This is a genomic window from Geobacillus sp. Y412MC52 (genome assembly GCF_000174795.2).
Taxonomy (GTDB): Bacteria; Bacillota; Bacilli; order Bacillales; family Anoxybacillaceae; genus Geobacillus; species Geobacillus thermoleovorans.
This window is the reverse complement of the sequence record NC_014915.1, coordinates 370,677-394,047: the sequence shown is the minus strand read 5'-3', so window position 1 is coordinate 394,047 and position 23,371 is coordinate 370,677. Positions and strand designations below refer to the sequence as shown.

General features: G+C 48.0%; 21 protein-coding genes and 3 pseudogenes. 8 read left to right on the top strand and 16 right to left on the bottom strand.

Annotated elements, in window-relative coordinates:
- Nucleotides 1-237 precede the first annotated feature (237 nt).
- From GYMC52_RS01995 to GYMC52_RS01970, 8 genes and pseudogenes are all read right to left on the bottom strand, one after another.
- A pseudogene (locus GYMC52_RS01995) lies at nucleotides 238-420 on the bottom strand (hypothetical protein); the annotation flags it as partial.
- Between the two features lie 91 nt (nucleotides 421-511).
- Nucleotides 512-865: a type II toxin-antitoxin system PemK/MazF family toxin gene (locus tag GYMC52_RS01990; RefSeq protein ID WP_013522906.1), complete on the bottom strand. Its 354-nt coding sequence runs from the start codon at nucleotides 863-865 to the stop codon at nucleotides 512-514.
- Nucleotides 866-877: 12 nt separating this feature from the next.
- Nucleotides 878-1,045 carry a hypothetical protein gene (locus GYMC52_RS19680; protein WP_013522905.1) on the bottom strand — a complete coding sequence of 56 codons (168 nt, stop codon included), beginning with the start codon at nucleotides 1,043-1,045 and terminating at the stop codon, nucleotides 878-880.
- A 389-nt stretch (nucleotides 1,046-1,434) separates the two neighbouring features.
- Nucleotides 1,435-1,560: pseudogene (locus tag GYMC52_RS19900) on the bottom strand (DUF4351 domain-containing protein); the annotation flags it as partial.
- 37 nt (nucleotides 1,561-1,597) lie between these two features.
- Nucleotides 1,598-2,971: a 23S rRNA (uracil(1939)-C(5))-methyltransferase RlmD gene (gene rlmD / locus GYMC52_RS01985; RefSeq protein WP_013522904.1), complete on the bottom strand. Its 1,374-nt coding sequence runs from the start codon at nucleotides 2,969-2,971 to the stop codon at nucleotides 1,598-1,600.
- A 78-nt stretch (nucleotides 2,972-3,049) separates the two neighbouring features.
- Nucleotides 3,050-3,970 (bottom strand): diacylglycerol kinase, encoded by a 921-nt coding sequence (locus GYMC52_RS01980; protein WP_041469538.1) that lies wholly within the window; start codon nucleotides 3,968-3,970, stop codon nucleotides 3,050-3,052.
- Between the two features lie 142 nt (nucleotides 3,971-4,112).
- Nucleotides 4,113-5,636 carry a flotillin family protein gene (locus GYMC52_RS01975; protein WP_013522902.1) on the bottom strand — a complete coding sequence of 508 codons (1,524 nt, stop codon included), beginning with the start codon at nucleotides 5,634-5,636 and terminating at the stop codon, nucleotides 4,113-4,115.
- A 21-nt stretch (nucleotides 5,637-5,657) separates the two neighbouring features.
- On the bottom strand, nucleotides 5,658-6,197 hold the full coding sequence (locus GYMC52_RS01970; RefSeq protein WP_013522901.1) for a hypothetical protein: 540 nt from the start codon (nucleotides 6,195-6,197) through the stop codon (nucleotides 5,658-5,660).
- Nucleotides 6,198-6,412: 215 nt separating this feature from the next.
- Here GYMC52_RS01970 and GYMC52_RS01965 point away from each other — a divergent pair, with 215 nt between their 5' ends.
- Complete coding sequence (locus GYMC52_RS01965) at nucleotides 6,413-7,291, top strand: Rpn family recombination-promoting nuclease/putative transposase (protein WP_013522900.1); 879 nt, start codon at nucleotides 6,413-6,415, stop codon at nucleotides 7,289-7,291.
- 136 nt (nucleotides 7,292-7,427) lie between these two features.
- Here the strand turns inward: GYMC52_RS01965 and GYMC52_RS01960 are convergent, their stop codons facing one another.
- From GYMC52_RS01960 to GYMC52_RS01935, 6 genes are all read right to left on the bottom strand, one after another.
- On the bottom strand, nucleotides 7,428-7,817 hold the full coding sequence (locus GYMC52_RS01960) for a DUF962 domain-containing protein (RefSeq protein WP_013522899.1): 390 nt from the start codon (nucleotides 7,815-7,817) through the stop codon (nucleotides 7,428-7,430).
- Nucleotides 7,814-9,202 (bottom strand): hypothetical protein, encoded by a 1,389-nt coding sequence (locus GYMC52_RS01955; RefSeq protein ID WP_013522898.1) that lies wholly within the window; start codon nucleotides 9,200-9,202, stop codon nucleotides 7,814-7,816. Before GYMC52_RS01955 ends, GYMC52_RS01960 begins: the two co-directional genes overlap by 4 nt.
- Before the next feature lie 257 nt (nucleotides 9,203-9,459).
- Nucleotides 9,460-10,506 carry a hypothetical protein gene (locus tag GYMC52_RS01950; RefSeq protein WP_013522897.1) on the bottom strand — a complete coding sequence of 349 codons (1,047 nt, stop codon included), beginning with the start codon at nucleotides 10,504-10,506 and terminating at the stop codon, nucleotides 9,460-9,462.
- 64 nt (nucleotides 10,507-10,570) lie between these two features.
- On the bottom strand, nucleotides 10,571-11,362 hold the full coding sequence (locus GYMC52_RS01945; RefSeq protein WP_013522896.1) for a hydrolase: 792 nt from the start codon (nucleotides 11,360-11,362) through the stop codon (nucleotides 10,571-10,573).
- A gap of 666 nt (nucleotides 11,363-12,028) precedes the next feature.
- Nucleotides 12,029-13,234: a S1C family serine protease gene (locus GYMC52_RS01940; protein ID WP_013522895.1), complete on the bottom strand. Its 1,206-nt coding sequence runs from the start codon at nucleotides 13,232-13,234 to the stop codon at nucleotides 12,029-12,031.
- Nucleotides 13,235-13,448: 214 nt separating this feature from the next.
- Complete coding sequence (locus tag GYMC52_RS01935; protein WP_013522893.1) at nucleotides 13,449-13,871, bottom strand: PepSY-associated TM helix domain-containing protein; 423 nt, start codon at nucleotides 13,869-13,871, stop codon at nucleotides 13,449-13,451.
- Between the two features lie 177 nt (nucleotides 13,872-14,048).
- Here GYMC52_RS01935 and GYMC52_RS01930 point away from each other — a divergent pair, with 177 nt between their 5' ends.
- From GYMC52_RS01930 to GYMC52_RS01915, 4 genes and pseudogenes are all read left to right on the top strand, one after another.
- Nucleotides 14,049-14,720: a response regulator transcription factor gene (locus tag GYMC52_RS01930; protein WP_013522892.1), complete on the top strand. Its 672-nt coding sequence runs from the start codon at nucleotides 14,049-14,051 to the stop codon at nucleotides 14,718-14,720.
- On the top strand, nucleotides 14,701-16,074 hold the full coding sequence (locus GYMC52_RS01925; RefSeq protein WP_013522891.1) for a sensor histidine kinase: 1,374 nt from the start codon (nucleotides 14,701-14,703) through the stop codon (nucleotides 16,072-16,074). Before GYMC52_RS01930 ends, GYMC52_RS01925 begins: the two co-directional genes overlap by 20 nt.
- 347 nt (nucleotides 16,075-16,421) lie before the next feature.
- A pseudogene (locus tag GYMC52_RS01920) lies at nucleotides 16,422-16,973 on the top strand (TetR/AcrR family transcriptional regulator); the annotation flags it as partial.
- A gap of 98 nt (nucleotides 16,974-17,071) precedes the next feature.
- Complete coding sequence (locus GYMC52_RS01915) at nucleotides 17,072-19,381, top strand: YhgE/Pip domain-containing protein (RefSeq protein WP_013522889.1); 2,310 nt, start codon at nucleotides 17,072-17,074, stop codon at nucleotides 19,379-19,381.
- A gap of 389 nt (nucleotides 19,382-19,770) precedes the next feature.
- Here GYMC52_RS01915 and GYMC52_RS01910 read toward each other — a convergent pair whose 3' ends face one another.
- A complete protein-coding gene (locus GYMC52_RS01910; protein WP_013522887.1) occupies nucleotides 19,771-20,181 on the bottom strand; it encodes a hypothetical protein in 411 nt (136 codons plus the stop codon).
- Between the two features lie 355 nt (nucleotides 20,182-20,536).
- Between GYMC52_RS01910 and GYMC52_RS01905 the strand changes: the two genes are divergently transcribed.
- Nucleotides 20,537-21,238: a hypothetical protein gene (locus GYMC52_RS01905; protein WP_013522886.1), complete on the top strand. Its 702-nt coding sequence runs from the start codon at nucleotides 20,537-20,539 to the stop codon at nucleotides 21,236-21,238.
- Nucleotides 21,239-21,328: 90 nt separating this feature from the next.
- Here GYMC52_RS01905 and GYMC52_RS01900 read toward each other — a convergent pair whose 3' ends face one another.
- Nucleotides 21,329-21,757, bottom strand: coding sequence for a hypothetical protein (locus GYMC52_RS01900; protein WP_013522885.1), 429 nt, complete (start codon nucleotides 21,755-21,757; stop codon nucleotides 21,329-21,331).
- A 133-nt stretch (nucleotides 21,758-21,890) separates the two neighbouring features.
- Here GYMC52_RS01900 and GYMC52_RS01895 point away from each other — a divergent pair, with 133 nt between their 5' ends.
- Both GYMC52_RS01895 and GYMC52_RS01890 read left to right on the top strand, forming a co-directional pair.
- Entirely contained in the window at nucleotides 21,891-22,412 is a 522-nt protein-coding gene (locus GYMC52_RS01895; RefSeq protein WP_013522884.1) for a hypothetical protein, read from the top strand.
- Nucleotides 22,372-23,025 (top strand): PspA/IM30 family protein, encoded by a 654-nt coding sequence (locus GYMC52_RS01890; RefSeq protein WP_013522883.1) that lies wholly within the window; start codon nucleotides 22,372-22,374, stop codon nucleotides 23,023-23,025. The genes GYMC52_RS01895 and GYMC52_RS01890 overlap by 41 nt, the downstream gene beginning before the upstream one ends.
- Nucleotides 23,026-23,371: the final 346 nt, after the last annotated feature.

Here is a 23,371-nt window from a genome sequence, read left to right as displayed (position 1 = left end):
TGGACAACACCATACACGAACAAAACGATCGAACATGATCAACAAAAGCAAAATGAGAGACGAAATGCTCACGTTCAGCGCTCCTTATCGTGCATTGTCCTATAAAAGACAGAGCTTCTCAATCAGGGCCATCATGGCCCAAGATTCCCTTCCCCCACAATTCCACCATCTCCCAGGATGCGCTCCATCCCCCCTTCTAAATCGGAACACTTCTCCACATATGATGCCGCCCATCGCTCACGCCCCGGCAATTTCCTCTGAATTCCGGTTGATCTCATCGATAATGCGAATGATCCTCCGTGCATCGTCCATGTTGTCTTGAAAAAGTTCGACAATGCTGCCGACGGTTTTAAACGGTTCTTCCTGCAGCACCCGCTTGTCCATGACTCCGTTTTTCACAAAATAATCGACGATCAATTTGTTCGCTTCTGTTTTACCTCCATACAAGTCGACTTTGATATAACGTGGCGAGTGATCGGCTGGATGGAAAATAAAATTTCAATTTATACTATCACTCAAAAAATCGTAATTTACAATATTCACTGTAAACCCTTTCAAAGTCATCAGGATGCAATGTGCCACGTTTATTAGTCTCATTAAATACAAATAATGGAAATACCCTGAATTTTTCGCATCTTGCCCATGGTTTTTTCGTTAATCCCGCTTCCTGATAATACTGAATCTCAATTCGATATTGATCATGTATGGTGGGAGGAGCTTTAGGTCCTTTTGATGTTATTTTGATTGCAACGGCAGCAGCAATATTATGTTCTATCTCCACAATAAGAACCGGGCGAAATTTTCCGCCCGGTTGATCTTCGAAGCCGAAATAAACATCATAAATATCTCCAGGCTTGACGTTCATTATGATCCCTCATCAATCTTCAAACCATTCCAAATCATCTGGATCATCAGGATTCAAAAGAACCCGGCCTTCATCATCTGTTTGAAATACTTTTACTTTGCCGCTTTCAATCAATGATTGAAGACTTGGTTTTTTGATTTCTGTTGCTGGAGTCATGTCTTCACGCTCCTTTTTCTTCATTTTTCCACCACCTAATCAAGAATGTAGGTGGTACCAGTATATCCATAGGGAAAACAATTTAGTAATGATGGATTTTGGACAAACTCTACAAGTTCTTATCATTGATTATATGTGGAAAAGGGAAGACAGTAAACAAACATATATCACAATGACGCAAAGAAGAGAATAAATCAATGAAGAGGGATCACGTCTTATCATGATCGCAATACATATCATTTCAATATTCACAATATCATCATAGCCTATTTACCTCTTTTTTGATCGAAAGACTCAATGATTGACATCGTGTCTTTTCACATTCAAAAACACATCAATGAATATAAGGGATAGGCGCTGACACATGGAATATGAACCTTTTGATTTTTAAGTTAACATAACTCGTCTTATAGGACTTTACTTACTAAGGCGGCAACCGGATTGTCATGGCGGATGTACTCCCGCCACGGCAGTTTGCGCAATTCCACCGTTAGAAAGCGGAAGTCAAGAACAGTAAAGAACGGAAATTGGATCGTAAATTACAAACAACAGGGCCGGATGGACCGGCCCGTTGCCTTATCTCAACTGAATCTTCGCCACGCACTCGACGTGCGCCGTGTGCGGAAACATGTCCACTGGCTGGACTTCGATCGTTTCGTAGCCGCCGTCTTCTAAGATGCGCAAGTCGCGGGCGAGTGTCGCCGGGTTGCACGAGACGTAGACGACGCGGGGCGGCTTCATGGCGATGATCGTCTCAAGCAGCGAGGCGTCACAGCCTTTGCGCGGCGGGTCAACGACCAAGCAGTCAGCGCGGATGCCTTCTTGATACCAACGCGGGATGACGTCTTCGGCGGCGCCGACTTCGAAGGTGACGTTTCTGATGCCATTCAGCTCGGCGTTGCGCTTGGCGTCTTCGATCGCTTCAGGGACGATTTCGACGCCGTAGACATGCTTCGCTTTTCTCGCTAAAAAGAGCGAGATCGTGCCGATGCCGCAGTAGGCGTCCATGACCGTCTCCGATCCAGTCAACTCAGCGTACTCGAGCGCTTTGTCGTACAGCACTTTCGTCTGTTCCGGATTGACTTGGTAAAACGAGCGGGCCGAGATGGCGAATTGGATGTCGCCGATGCGGTCGGTGATGTATTCGCTCCCCCATAACACCCGCGTTTTGGCGCCGAAAATGACGTTCGTCCGCTCGGGGTTGATGTTTTGCACGATCGATGTCACGTCCGGGATTTCACGGACGATGGCGCGGACGATTTCTTGTTCATGCGGCAAATGCTCGGTGCGGGTGACGAGAACGACCATCACCTCGCCTGTCGCCGCGCCGTAGCGGGCGACAATATGGCGAAGAACGCCCTTGTGCGTGGTTTCGTCGTATGGGGGAATGCCATAACGCTCGGCGATGCGCTTCACCGTCTGAACGACGACATCGTTTTTCTCTTGTTGGATGAGACAGGCATCCATATCGATAATCTCATGGCTCCGTTCTTTGTAAAAGCCCACGACCAAGCCCCCTTCGCGCTCGCCGATCGGCACTTGCGCCTTGTTTCGGTAGCGCCATGGGTTCTTCATCCCGATGACGGGATGGACGGTGACACCGTCAAGCTTGCCGATGCGGGCGAGCACTTCTTTTACCTGCTTTTCCTTCGCTTTCAGCTGGCCCTCGTAGCTTAAGTGCTGCAGCTGGCAGCCGCCGCATTGGCGATAGACGGGGCACAACGGCTCGACGCGGTCCGGGCTCGGTTTGTACAGCTCGATAAGCCGGCCGTACCCGTAGCCTTTTTTCACTTTGACGACTTTCACGTTCGCCCGCTCGCCGGGAAGCGCGTGTTTCACGAACAAGGGAAAGCCGTCGACTTTCGCCACTCCGAGACCGTCGTGGGTCAAATCCGTGAATACGACGTCATAATATTCATTTTTGGCGACCGGTGCTTGCTGCTTCGTCATGTCCGTCTCCTTTCTGCCGATCGGTTTGTACAGTTTAGCGTTCCCTTCTTGAGCAAGAGGCATAAGAAAAGAACAGGCTCATCTTCCTGTTCTCACTTGTTCCGCCTTGTCTTTCGGCATGATGACTTCCAAATGGCGGTACAAATTGACGAACTCCCCTGGAAGCATGCCGCCGAATTCGCCGTCTAAGTTCAGCTGCATCGGCGAACGCACCTTCACCCGGTTCGCTTTCGTGTAAATGATATGCGGGTCGTTGATATGCTCGCCGCGCGCGGCGAGCGTGACAAGGCGAATGAATTCGGCCAAGTTCGTTTTCTTGACGATGATAAAATCGAACAGGCCGTCATTGAGCGACGAATCGGGCGCCAGTTTTTCAAAGCCGCCGACTGAGTTGGTCAGCGAGACTAAAAACATCATGATTTCGCCTTCAAAGAGCTTGCCGTCGTACTCGATTTGCGCTTCAGTCGCCTTGATGGACGGAAGCATTTCGATCCCTTTTAAGTAATAGGCGAGCTGGCCAAGCATCGTTTTCAGCTTGCTTGGCACTTCGTAGGTGAGCTCCGTCAGGCGGCCGCCGCCGGCGATGTTGATGAAATAGCGTGTTTTGTCTTCGTTCGTCACACAGCCGATGTCAATCGGCACGGGCTCGCCCGTGGCGATCACCTCGCACGCCCCTTCGATCGAGCGCGGCACGCCGATGGCGCGGGCGAAGTCGTTCGTCGTCCCGACAGGAATGACGCCAAGTTTCGGCCGATACGGCTGATCGGCGATGCCGTTGACAACTTCATTGATCGTTCCGTCGCCGCCCGCGGCGACAACGAGATCAAATTCCCGCAGGACGGCCTGGCGCGCCGCTTTCGTCGCATCCCCCGGCCCTTCGGTCGCATGGCATGACGTTTCATAGCCCGCTTTTTCCAACCGAACGAGCACATCGGGCAAATGGCGCTTAAACAGTTCGCGTCCCGATGTCGGGTTATAAATAATTCGAGCTCGCTTCATCATCTTCAACCTACTTCCTTTTTTCCATTCCACTCGTTCCCATCATAGCGAAACAACGCTTGATGCGCAACTCCGAAAAATGTCGTGAGCATGGCCGCGGAAAAAAGCGCCCTTCGTTCGATCAAGGGCGCCTGACACCTGCTTATGACTGACTCCCATTCGCCTCTTCGGAAACGGTTGGCTTGGCCGTGACGGCCGATGATGCACCGCTCGCCGTGAGATTCTCAAGCAACTGCTTCACATCGATGCCCGTCGATGCTTTTAACGTCTCCTGCAAGCTCGCCATTAAGTTCGTCGCATAGCCTGTGACACGGTTGGCGCCGCCCCCCGCTGCTCCTGAGCCGGTGTCGACGATCGTCAGCTTCTCGATGTTGGACAGCGGGCTCGCCACTTGTTTCGCATATTCCGGAAGCATCTTGATGATCATGTCGAGCACAGCTGCTTGGCCGTAGCGCTCGAACGCTTCGGCGATCTTTTGTTTCGCTTCCGCTTCGGCGAGACCTTTTAGGCGGATAATTTCCGCTTCTGCTTCCCCTTTCGCTTTCTCGGCCTCGGCTTTCGCCAGCCCGTCGAGGCGGACGCGCTCGGCTTCCGCTTTGGCCAGCGTTTCGACGCGGTATTTTTGCGCATCGGCTTCAGCGATTTGCTTCGCCTTTTCCGCCGCCGCTTTTTGTTCAATCGCATAGCGCTCAGCGTCGGCTTTTTTCTTCACTTCCGAATCGTACTGGCGCTCGCGGCGCAAAATTTCTTTTTCTTCAAGCTCGATTTGTTTTTGCCGCTCGATGATTTTAATTTGCATTTGTTGCGCCATGACTTCCTGCTTCGCCTTCGCTTCTTCGAGGTGATACGCCTGATCGGCGCGCGCTTTGGCGATGTCTTGCTCGCGGCGGAACTCAGCGAGCTTCAACTGGTTGATTTTCTCCGCCTCCGCGATTTCCGTCAGCCGCTCGAGCTCCGCTTTGCGCGCTTCTTTATCGGCTTCGGCGCGCTTGATGCGCGTCTCTTTTTCCGCCTCGGCTGTGGCGATGTCAGCATCGCGCTTCACTTGAGCGATGCGCGGTTTCCCGAGCGCATCGAGGTAGCCGTTTTTGTCGCGCACGTCTTTGATCGTAAACGAGACGATGACCAACCCCATTTTCGCCAAATCTTGCGACGCAACGCGCTGCACTTCTTGAGAAAACTTGTCGCGGTTTTTGTAAATTTCTTCAACGGTCATTGACCCGAGAATGGAGCGGAGATGGCCTTCGAGCACTTCTTTCGCTTCGTTTTCCATGTCTTGGCGCGTTTTGCCTAAAAACTGCTCGGCCGCGGTCGCGATTTCGCCGATCGAACTCCCGACTTTAATGATCGCCACCCCGTCCGCCATCACGGGCACGCCTTGTTCCGTGTACACCTCGGGCGTTTGCACGTCAAGCTTGATCGACAATAAACTAAGCGGCTCGGCCTGTTGGAAAATCGGCACGACAAACGTGCCGCCGCCGCGAACGATTTTAATTTTGTTTCCCGACTCATCGACATGAACGTTTTTGCTTCCTAAGTAGCTGCCGGTCACAATGAGCGCCTCGTCCGGCCCGACCGTGCGGTAGCGGGCGATAAAAATGGCAATAAGTCCGACAAGAAGCAGGACGACGACACCAATGACAATCAACCATGGCGCAACAGTCATGACGTTTCTCCTTTCATAATGTTAGATGGAAAGATGGTACGGATCGTGCTTCGCTACCATCGCAACCCCGTTTTCCATTTGCACGACAATGACTTCTTCCCCCGACGGAATGGCTTCATGGTTCACACTTTTCGCTGGTTTGGCCACCGCCCCGCTTTTGCGGGAAATAAGAATTTCACCAAACCCATCAGGCGGCACCGAGACGATCACTTTGGCAAGCGCCCCCTCCAAATCGGCGTCCGTATACCCAAGCGACGCTTCCGCCGACCGAAGCGGCAAAAAAACGAAAAAGTGCAAAAGCAACACAGCAACGAGCGCCGCGCCGAGGCTAAGCCAAATGATAGAACCTGATGCCCAATCCGTATACATTTCCGCCAACAGCCCGACCGCGCTGCCGACGATGAAAAATGATAAAATGAGCTGCGGGCTGAACAACGGGTGGTCCACTACATCAAATGCACCATCTAGCGCATCACTAAAGAAAAAATACACAACCGTCAACACCGCACTGACCACCAGCACGATCCCATATATGACCTCAGGCGGATGGCCAAAAATCATTTCCCTCCCTCCTTTCGCCTTTACCTATTGATACGGGCGAGGCAACGGTTGGTTTCATCATTTTTCCAATGCCATCAAAATTCGACAAATTCTTTCCTATTTCCTTTCTTTAAACAAAAAACTGCTGTGAAAAAGGCTGTGGTCAGGCAGGATTTTGCCTTGTGCGAATCGAATAAAATAAATGAGAATTCAAAAATAAATTAAGGAGAGAGGCCATGTCAGAAACGCGCATTGACCATGATCGCCTGTTTAAAGAGTTGTTGAGCACCTTTTTTGAAGAATTCGTTCTCCTCTTCTTTCCGCGTGTATACGAGCATGTTGACTTTCACCATCTTTCCTTTTTATCAGAAGAAGTGTTGACCGATGTGACTGCAGGGGAAAAACATCGAGTCAATCTATTGATCGAGACAAAGCTAAAAGGGGAAGATGGACTGATCATTGTCCACATCGAACACCAAAGTTACATCCAACCCACTTTTTCAGAGCGAATGTTCATTTATTTCAGCCGCTTATTTCAAAAACACCGCCGCCGTATTCTTCCGATCGCGATCTTCAGCTATGATGCCGTCCGCGATGAACCATCTTCATTCACCGTTGAGTTTCCGTTTTTGACCGTTCTCGATTTCCGTTTTTTGACCATAGAATTGCGCAAACTCCCGTGGCGCGAGTACATCCGCCATGACAACCCGGTCGCCGCCGCTCTGTTAAGCAAAATGGGGTATAATGAAGATGAGAAGGTGGAAGTGAAAAAGGAATTTTTGCGCATGCTCATCCGCCTCGAGCTCGATGAGGCGAGACAGCGTCTGTTGTTCGGCTTTTTCGAAACATATTTGCGGTTATCGGAGGAAGAAGAAATCCGATTGCGAAATGAGGTGAATACAATGGAAGAGAAGGAGGCCGCCAAAGTCATGGAGCTTATGATTTCATACGAACAGAGAGGCATGGAAAAAGGAATAGAGAAAGGGATGGAGAAAGGAATGGAGAAAGCAAAGATGGATGTTGCGAAACGAATGTTGGCAAAAGGATATGATGCTGACACGATCCATGAACTGACCGGGCTGCCGCTTGAAAAGATTGAACAATTGAAGAAATAATACGGGGACAAGGGCCTTCCTCCCTGATATTCCATCCTGGATTGTCGTCGTCCTCCGATCTCTCAAAAGCCTTGAGGATCGACGACAATCACTGATAGAAGAAATTAGTTGGAAGCAAGGCCTCTCAACGTGATTCTTATCCATTTTGACTGACATCCCGATCCTCTGAAAGCCCAATCCGCTCAAGCTCACGCCCCAAGCGTCCCGCAAGCATCAGCCCGTACATGTGAAAATCAGCTCGAAGCGACCAAAGCGGATGGCCGAAGGTGGCGGGCTTGTTTCCTTCAATGAAAAAGTGGCTGAACCAAGCGAGTGCATAGGCGGCGATTGGCGCGCCAAGCAGCCACCACGCGTTCTTCGTCACGATCGCGATGATCACGAACAAAAAGACAAAACTCGTCCCGGCAAAATGCCATCTCCGCGTCGCCGGTTTGCGATGCTGGGTCAAATAGAACGGCCAAAACTCTTCATAATCGCGGAATTGTATGTCCCTCTCCCCCTTTGTCGTCATCTCCTGCACTATCATTGTATTTCATCCATCACCTGAAATGTCTGCAAGTGATGCTTTTGTTTCGGCACAGTAAACTTGGCAGCAAGTTGGGCCGTACGCAGTTGGAAGATGTTCATTTCTCCTGCATTGTCCGCCTTGTTCCCCTCCTGCGGCTCGAACAATATATACACATAATCGCCGTGAAACCGTGCTTCCCAGTACACAGAAGGCAGTTCATGCTTTTCGATCAGCTTGAACTGATCGTTCAAAGCAATCCACCCCGACTTTTCCCTCTGGACATAGCTCACCCACAGCGTGTCTCCTTTCACCTGGAGCTGATCGAATCGCGCTTCCTCTTGCCCCATGTCCCAATAGGTCACTCGCCATGAATGCGGATCCACGATGGTGAGACGAGGTTTCGTGGCGATGACAATGCGGTCGTGAAACATCGCCATCGATCGAGCGGAGGACGTGAGCAATGGAATTTCCTTCACCAAGGCGCCCCGTTGATCAACCTCATACAATACGCCTTGTTCCTTTTCGACCACATCAACGAACACATAGAAATACGGCTCTGCGCGCAAAACTTGAAGAACGTAGGGAGGGAACCGTTTCGAAAATAGCAATTTTCCCTCTTTTCTTACTTCCAGTTTATTTGTTTTTACATCCTGGTTCAGCGAACGAATCTCCCACTCTCCCTCCAGCGAGGCAAAAGAAAGAGGGCTGGAGATCGCTTCTTGATCGACAACCGTCCATGTGTCTGGATTCAGTTGATATACATACCGTCCCGTATAATCTGACCACAACAATAGTTCTTTTGTTGAGGAAGCGGGCGAGAGGTGAGATATTCCAACCGCTTTCAGCGTCACCACGTTGCGCACGCGACGTCCATCCGTCTCCACGATATACGACTCTCGCCCCAATGGGTGGGAATACAAAAAGAAAATGCGCGCTGATGGGTCGTTAGCCGAGTGACTCTTAGATGGTTCATACGTCCGCACCGAGGAGACGACGGAATCATCCAAGCTCTGCACCCCATACACGATGACAGGCGCGGCTGCCGCCAGCACCACCCATATCCATCTCTGCCGCTTCCACCAGGCCTTCCCTTCCTTTTTATCTCCTATGCACTGGACAAGCCATCCCCAATACCAGACGATGTAAAGAAACAACGCAAGCGACAGCCACGCCCACCATTGTCCTTCGATGAGGGATTGCTGCCAATAGGCGAACGGATCGACACCGACCCTAGCGATCGTGTGAAAATTGTTCAGAAAAAAGAGCGGCACCGCAAGCACCGCAGCGAGCGAATACCAACGGCGAATCGTCCCTTTCACAAGCATAACCACACCAACAATCAACGTAGCGATACACATCACGTCGTATACGATCGACATCCATAGCGGTGCACTTGGGCCCATGTTGAATCCCCTTCCATCCGTGATGATGGTCATATTCGATAAAAGCCAAAAGAGTTCCTTCTTGTCAGAACGATGTTCCCTTCTCCGTAAGGAAGCGGCTGCTCAAATTCAACACACGTTTGGCTTGCACCCGCAAAGTTTCCCTTCATAATGAATAGTGTTTTCAAGTTGCGGGGATGGGCGGGTGAAAACAGAAGGACATAACTCTTAGGGCGGTATCCCCCTCTATTTTTTGGATCATGCTCGCTCAGCTGTTATCAATTCGCTTTTGTTATGTTTAACACTTTAGAATCAATACCTAATTCTAATTCATTGGTTTTTTGAAACTCTGTATTATATATATAAATTTTTTTGGATTGATCAATCACGACTAAATTTTGATTCCAAGCCGTTATATTAGTGGGGTTATCCGCCAATTTGACTTTTTCCGCTTCTTGGCCTCCTTCAATTTTTAAAACTTCGATAAAGGATTTCCGACCATAAGGCTGATACAAGATAATGATTTTATTATCCAAAATAGCCATATCTTTCGTCCCCTGCTTTAATTTCAATTCCTTGAAAATTTTCCCATTCTTTATATAATATAGTTTGTTTTTATTAGACGAGGCTCCAGCTGCCTCTTCATTTGACAATCCAATCATCATATCTTTGTAAAAAAGTATTTGATTTGGCACATGAGGTTGATCCATTTTTAGAACTTTATCCAACTTCCAAGCATCTAAATCAAAACTATAAATATTTGACTTACTGTTCTCACAAAGTGAAGGAAAATAAACTTTATTTCCAACCTTAATCATTGATTGCACGATTCCGTTGACTGTAAATTCTTTGACGAACTTATTTTTCCTTAAATCATACAATCCTAGCTTCGTAACAGGGATTCCTTCCGAGTTGATCAAAGAAAGGGATGAATCCATAAATAAATATCCATTGTATGAAACAACATTCATAGGACCAAAATCTTTAACCTTTTGGTATTTTGCTTGGCCGTTAGAGAATTCTGTTATCCCTGCAAAATGATGTTCCGGCGAATAAGTAGGAGCTAACAATTTTTTCGTACGCTTATCGTAAACAGAGGTGTGCATAAACCTTTCATTGTAAATCTCACTCTTAGTCAAAATTCCATTATTCTCGTAAATTAAAATGATTTTATTGGGTGTATTTATTAATAGATCTGGATTATCAGAATCAAAAGAAACCTTAACACTCGAGCTCTCTTTTGATTTGAACCACGCATATCCTCCTATCAAAATCGCTATCAACAAAAAAACAAAAAATAGTAATGATATGTAAGTTCTCCTCATAAAAAATACCTCCCTAATTAAATTTTAGGACACAGCCACCAGCTGTGTCCTATTTGCCTTTATTTTACCCTTCGCTCCTCATAAATAAATGCGTCTGTTCATCGTCGGCTATATTATCCGGCGTGACCCAGTAACCACCATTACTATCAATATCAATACTCGCCTTTATTTTATAACCAACATAAGGAAGTTTCGTACAATACCACTCATCATAATTTGTTTTAGAACTGCTCCAGTCATATGGTTCACCCATTTGTTGACGTAAATAAGATATGACCTTCTCTCTTTGGTCTGAAGATGCATCAGGAACCCAATAACCCACCACTTCTTTATAATTCGTTTCCCAAAAACGTTTAGATTCTCTATACACACCTTTATTTGGCATCGCACTTATGAAGTTCCCGTAATAATCATCATAAGTGGCGCCATGTCGGTAGTAGCCATATGGGACGCTCGATGAAGATCCAGAACTCGGACCATTACCTAAGATAATATCTCCATATCCCCAAACATTCCAATTAATATTATGGTTATAAGATGCTGTTGCAACACTAGCTTGTATTGACGGCATTTCATTTGGAGAAGAGAGAACCTTGCCTTCTTTCTTTAGCCTTTCAGCATTCATTTCTTCTGTGGAATGTAATTTGATTCTATTCGAAATTTTTAATTCTTCGCTTTTAAGTTGCGTTTCAGCTTGTCTTTTCAGCTGATCTTTAATAGACATTTCTTTTTCAACAGCAGCCTTGTTATTCATTTCATCTGGTAAAGACCGCGAAATTGAGTCTGAAGAAGCGTAAGCACTTGTTGTAAAAGCCAGCAAAAACCCCAATGATAAGAATTTTGCTTTTTTTAACATTACACATCCCCCTTTGTATTGATAACCCCTTGTTGTTCGTTGAGCACTAGCGCTCAACTATCCCAAGTGCTGCAAGGGAATACACCAACAAGATGCCATCAAACGCTGCCTCATCCCCTGCAATTGAAGTGAGTAGCACCACAAAAGATTAACGAACTCTTTTCGGTTCTTCTAAAATTCTGTTCAGTTCAAGCTACAATCGAAGAAAGCAGGAAAGATTTGTTCATAAAATACAAATACCTCCTTTAATTTTATATTTTAACAATTAAAATTTTATTAGAAATTAAAAAAAAAAAAAAAAGAGTCTTCATTACCATTTAAAACATAGTAATATATTCACAAAAATAAAAAATATCTAATATTTACCCATCTACTAATATTTACCCATCTACACTTAGATAGAGAGAGACGTTGGAGCACCCGTCCTGCAGTTCAGCTGAGTTGTGGTAACAGCCAACAAAGCCCTTCCAGGAACGTCATTTCAAACAGCGTTATGGTTTTGGTCGCGGGCCAACTCGCATGGCGGGCGCATGTATTCTGCCGGCTCTTACAAGAAGAGGATTGTTGACGATACAGATCCGTGTTTCTATCCTTCACCTTGCACAAGCACTTCACAAAAAAATCGCCTCTTCCCCGCCGATTCGCTGGAAAAGAGGCGATGTCTTCTTACGATTGGCTGCTGTCTCTCGCTTTTAAGGTGACCGATACGGTCGTCTCAAACCCATCGCGATAGATCGTCAGTTTGATGCGATCGCCCACCGATGTTTTCGTATACAAATATTTGCGCAAGGCGCTGACGCTGTCGATTTTGTCGCCGTTGATGGCGACGATGACGTCTTTTGACTTCAACCCGGCATCGGCCGCCGGCGAGAACGGTTCGACCGCGGTGATGGCGGCGCCGCTTGTCACATTAGACGGCAATTTCAGCTCACCGGTGCGGACGTCATCGGACAAATCGGCCACATCGACGAGCTGTACGCCAAGGTACGGGCGTTTGATTTTCCCGTCTTTCATGAGCTGTTCGACAATCGGTTTGACATTTTCGCTTGGGATCGCAAAGCCGAGCCCTTCGACGCCCGTTTCCGCGATTTTCATGCTGTTGATGCCGATCACTTGACCCGCGCTGTTGATGAGCGCCCCACCGCTGTTGCCCGGGTTGATCGCCGCATCGGTTTGAATGACGTCGATTTCCCAATCGCCGGCTGATGTGGACACCGGCATCGTCCGTTTGCCGCTGACGATCCCTTCCGTCACCGTCCGCGACAAATCAAGCCCGAGCGGGTTGCCGATTGCCGCCACGGGTTCGCCGATTTTTACCTTCGACGAGTCGCCGAAGCTTGCCACTTTCGTTACGCCATCGGCTGGGATTTTCAAGACGGCGAGGTCAGTGAGTGCATCCGCGCCGACGATGTCGGCTTTCACTTTTTTGCCGTTTGGGAGCGCCACCTCCACTTTGTTCGCTCCTTCAATGACATGGTTGTTCGTCACAATATAGGCCACATTGCCTTCTTTTTTAAAGATGACGCCCGAACCCGTTCCCGCTTCGGTATCTTGTGCTTGATCAGAGAAAAAGTCCACTTGCTTCTGAATGTTGACGACCCCGACGACCGCATCGGCCACTTTGTTAATGGCGTCAATCATATTCGTTTTGACGTTCGCCGTCGGCTGCAATGGCAGCGCCTCGCTTTTTGCGGTCGTTTCCGCCGCTTCCGTTTGGGAATGGGTTTCGCCGTGAATCCATTTCGGCGCTACATACCATGTCGCCGCGCTGCCGATCACCGCCCCAGCGACGGAAGCGGCAAGCCACGATACGAAGCGGCCGCGGCGTTTCGGCTGCGGAGTTGGTGTTGGTTCAAATGGCATCATGTCCATTGGTCATCTCCTCCTTCATGATCAATGATCCTTGATACGATACCTTCGAGCGAATGGCCGCAAAACAGCGAAAAGGTGGATGAAACACAACTGCGCCGCCTATATCCACCGGTCTTGTATAAAGGGAAGACCAGCCTTGGCGTCGCTTCCCTATCGTTATCAGCCAAGTGTTCCGCTGCATGTCCCTCATCCCTCTTTCCAACATGGCGTCCATTTACAACGCCTCAGACGCCGCCAACATCCGCTTTTGCTTCCGCCTGCGCCCAGCTGCGAGCGTGCGAATCGACAAGTAAATGCCCGTCGCCGTGAGAATAATCATCGCCACCGCGGCGAGATCGACCGCCCAACGGATGTCGAGCGAGCCGATTCGCCCTTCGTGCAGCTGGCGGATGAACATTCCAAGCGACGTCCCTCCCCCTTCAGCGCGCGGCGCCACCGGTGCGGCGGCTGCTCCTCCGTCAGATGCTTGTCCCGCTCTGAACGTGCCGCCTTCTTGCATGGCGCGATGCATCTCGCCGCGTTCGGTCTGGCCGATGAGCCATGGTTCAGACAGAAGCAGGCCCGTCACCGCCTCAACAAGCAAAAAGATCGAACTGATCAATCCAATCCAAAGATGCAAATTCCTCATTTTCCTCATCACCGTGTGCCTCCTTTTCCTCTTCGCCCATCATCATAACCAAGAAAAGTGAAAAAATGGTGAAAATCCTTCTCTTCTTAACATTAGTAAGTGAGGCCAAGCGCACAGCTTTTTCACCGTTTTTTCACGGATGTTTGGTATGATAAAAACAAGGAATCCGGAACGGGAGGAACGGCGATGAAAATTTTGCTTGCGGAAGATGATCTCCATTTAGGGGAATTGATTGTGCATTTATTAAAAAAGAAAGGAATCGACCATATCGATTGGGTTCAAGAAGGCGAAGACGCATACGATTACGCGATGGCGGAGTTTTACGACGTCGTCGTGCTCGATTGGATGCTTCCTAACGGCGACGGGCTGGACATTTGTCGACGGTTGAGGCAAAACGGCTATACGGGCGCGATTTTGATGTTGACGGCGAAAGACGCTGTGCAAGACCGCGTCACCGGGCTTGAAGCCGGGGCGGATGACTATTTGGTCAAGCCGTTTGAAATCGATGAGCTCGTCGCGCGGCTCAAGGCGCTTGCACGGCGCACGTTCGTCCCGCTTCAAGAGGAAAAAGTGGCGTTTCACGGCTTCACATTGAACCGGACAAGCCATACGCTCCACCGCGGCGATGAGGAAATTTTCCTCACCCCGCGCGAGTTTCAGCTTCTCGATTTGCTCGTGCAAAACCAAGGCCAAGTCGTGCCGCGCGAGACGATTTTGGACCGCGTCTGGGGATGGGATGCGGATGTGTCGATGAAAACGATCGATGCAACGATCAAACTATTGCGCAAAAAGTTGAAAGACGATGTCATTCAAACGGTGCGCGGGGTGGGATATAAAATTGATAAATCGATGGAATGAATGGCGCGACTGGCTGCGCCGCTTAGGAAGCGCCGACTTGTTCCGCCGCGCCCATTGGCGGCTGACGGCGCTCTATAGCGGCATTTTCACCTTGTTTCTCGCCTTGTTTATCATGATCGCCGCTGCACTGTTTTACTGGATCACCACGTCCGATCAAGAGCGGCGCATCACCCGCCTAGCCGAGCAAGAGGCGAATACGATCGAGCAGTTTTTACTGAAGCAGAGCGATTTTGACTTGTTTCATGATGAAAGCGTCGTCCTGCTTAGTGAAGATCAACTTTTCTTTTACGTGATCGGCCCGAACGGCGATCTGCTCGCCGGGGATGAAATTCATCCGCGCCTGCGCCCGTATTTTTTGAACGTCTTGTCCCGCATGGACACAGGCGAGCGCACCCCTGTGTATGTGACCGTGTCGCTGCCCGAGCATATGCCCGGCCTCGCCCGCGCCGCCGCCCGCGACTGGCGGGTGCTCGCTGTTGCCCATCCGCTTATCATTCACGGGGATTTTGCCGGCATGCTTTATATCGGGATGGACGTCACGTCGTTTTTCGGGGTGTTCCATTGGCTGCTCATTGTGCTCATCGGCCTGGCCGTTCTGTTTCTCGCCGTCGGGGTGGCGCTCAGCTACTTTATGTCCAAGCGAGCACTCATCCCGATTGAAGAAGCATACGAGCGGCAGCGTCAGTTCGTCGCTGACGCCTCGCACGAACTGCGGACGCCGCTGAGCGTCGTCTTCTCGTCCGTGGAGGCGCTTGCGCTGGAAGAGGATGTGATGAAAAACGACTTCGCACGCCGCCTGCTCGACCGCCTGCGCGAAGAGTTGAAGCGGATCACGAAGCTGATCGGCGACTTGTTGACGCTCGCCCGTGTCGATGCGAAGCACGCCGCGTTGGAGCTTTCGAAACAGACGTTTGATTTTCGCCCGCACGCCGAGCGCACGTTTCAGCTCGTGTCGGAACTCGCGGCGAAAAAGCAGATCACGATGCATTTTCACGCCCCAGAACAGGCGATTGTCACCGCCGACCCGGACAAATTGACGCAGCTGCTGTACATTTTGCTTGACAACGCGATCAAATACACCCCGGAAGGCGGAGACGTGACGCTATCGATCCGCACCGAGCCGAAGCAGTTCATCCTTTCCGTCAAAGACACCGGCATCGGCATCCCGCCTGAAGACATCGGCCGCATTTTCGACCGCTTTTACCGCGTCGACAAAACGCGCTCGCGCCAACAAGGCGGCCACGGCCTTGGGCTGTCGATCGCCAAATGGATCGTCGACGCCCACGGCGGCGCGATCCACGTCCAAAGCCAACTCGGGCAAGGGTCGGAGTTTCTTGTCCGTCTGCCTGTCTAAAAGAGAAGTGAAAAACCATTGTTTTCCCATCATGCAGCGGTCTTCGAGGGAATGCAAAGGTTAAGGCTCGCAAACTTTCTCTATTTGAGAACCCGCATTTTTGTGCCGCGTTTTCTATTCAATCACCGTCCTTCTCACGACAAAGCGTTCATGCTTTCCTCTAAGTCAAAAGGTGTCCCAAACGGATCGGGACACCTTTTGCTCATCATGACCAGATGAACGGTTGAGCTCTATATTAAAAGATGAATTAATCATTTCTACTTGTTGCAAGCATATATTGTTTATGTTAAGATGTAAAACGAAATGACCAAAATGTCCATTTAGTCAAAAACAAAGGATGAACGCCCATGTCAGATAAAAAGAAACAAATTATTGATGCAGCAACCAAGTCGTTTTCACTTTTTGGTTATAAGGCGACGACAATGGATCAAGTGGCGAAGATGGCGAAAGTCGGGAAAGGAACCATTTATACGTTTTTCAAAAGCAAAGAAGAGCTGCTTGAGGATATTGTTTCTTCCGTTATTTTCGAAATTAAGCGCGAGGCGGATGCGGCGATCGATCATCGCTTATCGTTTAATGAAAACGTACAACGAGCCTTGCAGCGTATCTTTACGTTTCGCAAAGAGCATGGACTGACAATAAAACTTTTACAGGAAGTTCGTGATATTGGCACGCCAGCTGTACGGGACGAGATGAAGCGGCTTGATCGCGAAATGATCGCTTACATTCGTGAGAAAATTGAACAGGCGATGGCAAAAGGTCAAGTTCGTTCTTGCGATTCGAAGTTAATGGCGTTTTTAATGTTTAAAATGTACATTGCTTTAAACATTGATTGGGGAAAAGAGTACGAACCATTGTCTCAACAAAAGATTGCCGAACTGTTTGATTTATTTATATTGGTTAAAAGGATTGTCTCCATGATGATCCTTCTCTTTTTTACAAAAATGACTAAATGGACAAATTGGTCAATATTTTTTTACAAAAGGAGGTTAAGCATGTGCACGCATTTCAATTATGGATGCAAGAGTTGAAAGCAGTCACATCCAATCGGAAAGTGCTTATTCCGATTATGGCTGTATTATTTATTCCACTTCTATACAGCGGCATGTTTTTATGGGCGTTTTGGGATCCATACGATCATTTGGACGAACTTCCTGTCGCCGTGGTAAACAAAGACAAAGGAACAACGTTTGAGGGCAAAGAGTTTCATCTTGGCGATGATCTTGTTGAAAAGTTAAAAGAAAAAAAACAGTTTGACTGGCATTTTGTAAACGAACGTGAAGGGGAAAAAGGATTAAAAGAACAAAAGTACTATATGCTCATTCAAATCCCTGAAGATTTTTCACAAAATGCGACAACGTTACAAGACGATCATCCGAAAAAACTTCAACTTATTTACAAGCCCAATGAAGGGTTTAACTTTTTATCCGCTCAAATTGGCGGAACAGCGGTTGAAAAAATCAAAACAGAAGTAGCCAAAACGTTAACGGAAACATACGCAGAAAATATGTTTGAAAACATTCAAACATTAGCAGATGGGTTAACAAAAGCGAGCGATGGGGCCAAACAATTACATGATGGTCTCGGCGAGGCAAAAAATGGAACAAACAAACTGTATGATGGAATGAAAAAAGCGCAGGATGGATCCAAAGATTTGCATCATCATTTGGCGACACTTGCCGAAAAATCCATTGCCTTTACTGACGGATTGCATCAAGCAGCCAATGGTTCCGCGCAAGTTCAAACAGGTGTTCAAATGCTTGACAATGGGATGAAACACATGGTGGACGGGCAAGGGCAGCTGCTTGACGGAGCAAAACAGGTGCAAGAGGGCACCGCGAATCTTGCTTTAGGTGCAAAACGTGTATATGAAGGAATGCAAGCACTCGATGCCCGCATGCCGCAACTTTTGCAAGGTTCGGAACAACTAAGCGTGGGAGCCGAAAAGCTAGCATCATCACTTGCACAATGGCAACAAGGAGCGGCTCAAGTTCAAACAGGGGCGACTCAAGTGACAGGCGGACTTGAACGGCTAGCGGCACAGCTTGATGCACTCATTGCTCAAACCCCCGATCCGACACAAAAGGCGGTGTATGAGCAGCTAAAAGAAAATGTTGTAAAATTATCATTAGGAAGCAAACAAATCGAAAATGGCATTGCGCAGTTAAACGATGGAACCAAAGCATTACAATCAGGAGCAGCATCGTTAAGCGGAGGGGCTAAACAGCTGCATGAAGGACACATTGCCCTCGATCAAGGAGTAAACAAATTGCTTTCTGGGCAACAACAGCTTGTAAATGGCGCAAATGCACTTGCGAACGGCCAAGAAAAGCTTGTCGCAGGCATGAATACGTTACACGAAAAAATGAAAGAAGCGGAACAAGGAGCTGACAAACTCGCGAATGGCGGCCAAACACTGACCTCTGGTCTGCAAGTGCTTGCTCAAGGAGCTGATCGGCTGCAAGACGGCGCCCATCAATTGGCGAATGGTTCGCAGCAACTAGCAAGCGGAATGAATGAATTAACGAGTGGAACAAGGGATTTGCAAGATGGTATGAATCGACTGACAGACGGCTCGGAAGAACTAGCGGATAAGTTAAAAGAAGGAGCCAAAAAAGCAAGCGACGTAAAAGCAAATGAAGACGTATACGACATGTTTGCAGAACCGGTGAAAGTAAAAAATGAAAAAGTGAATGAAGTGCCAAACTACGGAACAGGATTTACACCATATTTCTTGTCGTTAGGATTGTTTGTTGGGGCGCTTTTACTTTCGATTGTCTTCCCGCTTCGCGAACCAGCGGGGGTTCCACGTTCGCCATTTCATTGGTTTTTCGCTAAATTTGGTGTACTCATTGGTGTTGGTATTTTGCAAGCGCTCCTGGCCGATAGCGTATTGCTTTACGGACTTGACTTACAAGTGAAAAGTGTTCCATTCTTTATCTTGTTTAGCGTCGTCACAAGCATTACTTTTTTATCTGTCATTCAATTTCTCGTCACAACCTTCGGGGATCCGGGACGGTTTATTGGGATTGTCGTATTAATTTTGCAATTAACAACAAGCGCCGGAACGTTCCCACTCGAGTTAATTCCGCGTTCGTTGCAGCATTTTAACGCATGGCTCCCAATGACCTATTCTGTTTTCGGATTCAAAGCGGTCATCTCAAGCGGCGATTTCTCATTTATGTGGGAAAACATCGGTAAGTTGCTACTGTTTATCGTCGCCATGATGGTTGGAACGATGGCGTATTTTACGATGCAACATCGCCGGCAATTTGCAACGGCCGTCGAACAAGCTTCTGAGGCATAATATGCTTCAGAAGCTTTATTTTTCACCTCACATGTCGCACCCTTCCAACGAAAATAGGGAAGATTTTTTTCGCTCTGATGTCAAATGAATCATTGATGCACAAAGAAACGTGAAGGAGTTTTTCTCTCATGGATGTGCAAATCAAAGAGGTCTATCGTAGTTATTATTTGAGATTTTTAACGCTGAACTTGACGGATATGGACATGGATGAGAGCATCTACGTCTAACATGATATGGAACGACTAACGATGGTAAAAAAAGATGGCCATCGCTAGTCGTGTTGACCCAAACATTATTTTGAAAAGCGAGATAAAAAATCCTTTGTTTTGACCTTGTTAGGGTGCGAAATGTGAGTTGGCGTTCAAATAATCCACTTTGTTAAGCATTGCCTACTCATTGAGCAAACTTTTCAATTCTGTTTCATATTTTGAAGGAACGACCCCATATTTTCCTGTTTTTTTATCGAAGATTATTGTGTTATTCTTCTTAAACCAAATGTTGTAATTGAATAGCCTGTCCTTCGTTTTTGGATGTTCGAGCCAAAAACGATAGTCCGGTTGACCTTCATCGACTTTGGCTGTTTTTGACCATTCTACAAATTTAATAATTTCCATTATTCTATTTACTTTTCTTTTGTCTCGAATTTCATGAATGCTAGAAAAATCCTCCATTCTGCTTGTTACTCGAATGACTTCTACCTCCTTTCGATTGAAATGTGTTTTTGCTGATGTTTGAAAGAAAATCACTGCTCCGCATACGCATAAAAGAAGAATAGACAGCAAACCATAAAGTTTTCTCATAGGGGATTCACCTCACATGTACAAAGTTGACATTGTCAAAAAATCAAACATTCTTCGTATTCTTTTGTATGAAAGACTGGGTGAGGAATCATATGTTTTCCTTAACCGATGGTTCTTGAACGGTTAGACAGGCGTTATAAAGTTTTTCAGTTTGATAAGCACTATGGTTGAACCTTATGTTCTGTTTCATCACCCGCCTTCTCAAATTCTATTACCCTATTCAACATCTTCCCTGCCTCTCTTGCAAATAGTCTTGTGATTATATCATAGCACAATAACAGAAAAATGTTTATTTACAAAAAAATGTTATTGTTTATAATAATCATAAAATATTGGATTTAAGGGGGATTGATTTATGAGAAGATTTTCTTTTTGCTTCCTATCGTCCGTTTTCTTGTTGGTTATAGCCCTTTTTTCACCAACTTCCCGTGTAGGGGCTGAGCAGTTCATTCAGAACAAAGTGAAGCTCAAAAACGTATTTGTGGACATTCATTATGACAAATCACAAGTAAATTTGGTTCGAACGGAGGATCAGAATTCCACTAAAATTAGCCTAGTCGATAAAAAATCGGGAAAGATTTTAGAAACATACGGTGAAATTATACAGCCCCTAGAACAAGTTGCAACAAAAACAGTTGGAATGAATGATGCATCGGTTGCAAATACATCTGGAACATATTCGATTTCGACTGTCTATCGCGAACGAAATGACGGTCCAGCCGTTTCTAGATTGAGCACCCAACTTTACATCTATTCATACGATTCGTTTCGTCAAATTAATAAAGTATTGAACACCTGGTGGTCTGAAGCTAGTGGAGGAAGTTGGTATTTGACTCGTGACGTAGCCAACACAGTTTCAATGACTGGATCCTTTCCTACTACAAAAGTGCAGACATCAGGAAGTGCTACAATTGAAGTGAAGACTAGCTATAGTATAACAGGATCATTTTCCATTTCGGCTCTTAAAGAGGCTGGGTTCACGTACGGCTATTCATCAGGGTCAGATATTTATTATAGAAAACCGATCAACTTAGGGTTCGTGTATTCACTTTATTAGGGGGGCGACATGCTTGCCTTCCTCTTGAAAGCAAAAGGCGCTCCAGGCAGACGGGGGCGCCTTTTAATCATCATAGCTGCATAAGCCGCTTCAGCGTTTTTTCCAAAACGAATCGTTGCCCTGTGTTAAGCGATGCAACAAGTGGAGGGCGTTAGTAATCATAAAATAAATCAATGCATTCACGATGGCATTGACATAGGGCATGACCACGTCTCCGACATCTCGGATTTCGATGGGAAACAGGCGGATGATGATGACAGAGACCGCGATGATAAGGAACGAACCGACCAGAACGCCGCCCAACCGCGCATGCGGATTCCAGCGAATTCTCGCCAAGCCGACGATCAACGAGCCGATGGCGAACCCAAGAAACGAGCCGTACGCATAATATCCGACATTAAACGTCGGAAACAAAAAGGAAAACAACAACACCAACAAAGCGCCGCCAACATCAAGCCCGTACGACCGAACCACGTCTTCCCTTTCCTCCCCGCATGTCAAATGAAAATCCTCGTCCATCTTGCGCGGATCCCCTAATGGATGATATGCTCAAAACTCCTTCAAAAAATATTCGCTTTTCACCTCATTTTCTCCTTTCCCCTCTACAATACAAACCGTAAGCCAGTCCACCACGGAAAAGGGGGTGACGAGATTGAAGAAAGCTCGGGCAGTTTTTCTGCTCGCCCTTGTTGCCCTTGCTGGGGTCAGTCTGTTTCACGTTCTCACACCGCATGAAGTGATGGCGCACGGGCGTCCGGGCGCTATGTTTGACGGCATGCATGGCGGCTTTGGCCATCATCGTCCAGAGTTCGGAATGGGACCGCGGGGAGGATGGATGATGGCGGGCTTGCTGATGTGGCTCATCCCTCTCTTGCTCGTGGGCGCGGGGGCGATATGGCTCGCCGCGGCGCGGTCGAAGCGCTGGATCGGCTGGGCGCTGGTCGCTTTAGGTGTTGTGGCCTTGTTGCCGAAATGGGTGCTGGTGCTGCTGGCGCTGGCTGCCGTGTACGCCTTAGGACGCCGCCAAGCGCGAAAACCGGCAGCCGCCAAAGTATGGATGCCCGCACCGCCGTCCGTTTCTGTCGATTGGCTCGATGAATGGGAAAAATCAATCCAAAAGGAGGCCAACCAACATGGGCATGTTTCGCCGAATGAAGACAATCGTTCTCGCTAAAGTGAACGAACAAATCGACCAATGGGAAGACCCGATTGCCATGACGAAACAATATTTGCGCGACCTCGAGGAGCAGCTTGCACAAGGGCGCCAAGCGCTTGCTGGGCAATGGGTCGCCGAGCGGCGCTATGAAACGCTCATCACCCAAGCCGAAGCAACGATCGAGAAACGAAGCCGCCAAGCGAAACTGGCGCTCGAACGCAACGAAGAAGCCGTCGCCAAACTCGCCTTGCGCGACAAGTTGCTGTATGAGAAAAAGCTCGAGGCGTACAAGCAACAATACGACGCCATCAAAGCGAAAACGGCGGAAGTCGCCAATCGGCTCAATCAATTGTGTGAGCGGTATGACGAGCTTTCCGCCAAACAGCTGGAGCTCGCCGCACGGGTGAATGCCGCCCAGGCGTTGAAACAAATCGACTCGGCGCTCGCCTCCTTTTCCGCCGACGAGGCGCTGCGCGGATTCGCCCGCATGGAAGAGCGCGTCATGGCGCTGGAAGCCGAGGCAGCAGCCGCCCGGTTCGGGACGAATGCTGCGTTGTCCCCCGTGCCATTTGATGAAGAAGTCGAACGTGAGTTAGCCAAGTGGAAAGAAGCCCAAGCCAATAACGCCTAATCCCCTTCCCTCCTTTGACATAGATGACCCCCTTGCCTGGCTGGCAAGGGGGATGGTGTTTGTACAGACTTACTGCCTGAGCAGCGGACCAAACGGGCGTTTCCCCAGTTGCGAAACTTTTTCAATTTCCAAACATAAACCATCGATTGCGCGAACATCATCGGGTTTCACCGGCCGTTTACGAGACTGATGATTTAAGGGAAAATCGTGCTCTCCACCATTGTTTCTCAAATTGAACAACCCACCAACATCATCATTTCGTTCCTTGCGGTTTCTCAAAAATCAGGCGAATCGGTTGTTTTTCACCAACCTGTTCAATTGATAAGCAAAATCGTTTCCTTTGTTT

Excerpts from the sequence above, each read along its gene's own strand:
- GYMC52_RS01990 (WP_013522906.1), bottom strand. The coding sequence starts at position 865 with ATGAACGTCAAGCCTGGAGATATTTATGATGTTTATTTCGGCTTCGAA.
- GYMC52_RS19680 (WP_013522905.1), bottom strand. The coding sequence starts at position 1,045 with ATGAAGAAAAAGGAGCGTGAAGACATGACTCCAGCAACAGAAATCAAA.
- rlmD (WP_013522904.1), bottom strand. The coding sequence starts at position 2,971 with ATGACGAAGCAGCAAGCACCGGTCGCCAAAAATGAATATTATGACGTC.
- GYMC52_RS01980 (WP_041469538.1), bottom strand. The coding sequence starts at position 3,970 with ATGAAGCGAGCTCGAATTATTTATAACCCGACATCGGGACGCGAACTG.
- GYMC52_RS01975 (WP_013522902.1), bottom strand. The coding sequence starts at position 5,636 with ATGACTGTTGCGCCATGGTTGATTGTCATTGGTGTCGTCGTCCTGCTT.
- GYMC52_RS01970 (WP_013522901.1), bottom strand. The coding sequence starts at position 6,197 with ATGATTTTTGGCCATCCGCCTGAGGTCATATATGGGATCGTGCTGGTG.
- GYMC52_RS01965 (WP_013522900.1), top strand. The coding sequence starts at position 6,413 with ATGTCAGAAACGCGCATTGACCATGATCGCCTGTTTAAAGAGTTGTTG.
- GYMC52_RS01960 (WP_013522899.1), bottom strand. The coding sequence starts at position 7,817 with ATGATAGTGCAGGAGATGACGACAAAGGGGGAGAGGGACATACAATTC.
- GYMC52_RS01955 (WP_013522898.1), bottom strand. The coding sequence starts at position 9,202 with ATGGGCCCAAGTGCACCGCTATGGATGTCGATCGTATACGACGTGATG.
- GYMC52_RS01950 (WP_013522897.1), bottom strand. The coding sequence starts at position 10,506 with ATGAGGAGAACTTACATATCATTACTATTTTTTGTTTTTTTGTTGATA.
- GYMC52_RS01945 (WP_013522896.1), bottom strand. The coding sequence starts at position 11,362 with ATGTTAAAAAAAGCAAAATTCTTATCATTGGGGTTTTTGCTGGCTTTT.
- GYMC52_RS01940 (WP_013522895.1), bottom strand. The coding sequence starts at position 13,234 with ATGGACATGATGCCATTTGAACCAACACCAACTCCGCAGCCGAAACGC.
- GYMC52_RS01935 (WP_013522893.1), bottom strand. The coding sequence starts at position 13,871 with ATGAGGAAAATGAGGAATTTGCATCTTTGGATTGGATTGATCAGTTCG.
- GYMC52_RS01930 (WP_013522892.1), top strand. The coding sequence starts at position 14,049 with ATGAAAATTTTGCTTGCGGAAGATGATCTCCATTTAGGGGAATTGATT.
- GYMC52_RS01910 (WP_013522887.1), bottom strand. The coding sequence starts at position 20,181 with ATGAGAAAACTTTATGGTTTGCTGTCTATTCTTCTTTTATGCGTATGC.
- GYMC52_RS01905 (WP_013522886.1), top strand. The coding sequence starts at position 20,537 with ATGAGAAGATTTTCTTTTTGCTTCCTATCGTCCGTTTTCTTGTTGGTT.
- GYMC52_RS01900 (WP_013522885.1), bottom strand. The coding sequence starts at position 21,757 with ATGGACGAGGATTTTCATTTGACATGCGGGGAGGAAAGGGAAGACGTG.
- GYMC52_RS01890 (WP_013522883.1), top strand. The coding sequence starts at position 22,372 with ATGGGCATGTTTCGCCGAATGAAGACAATCGTTCTCGCTAAAGTGAAC.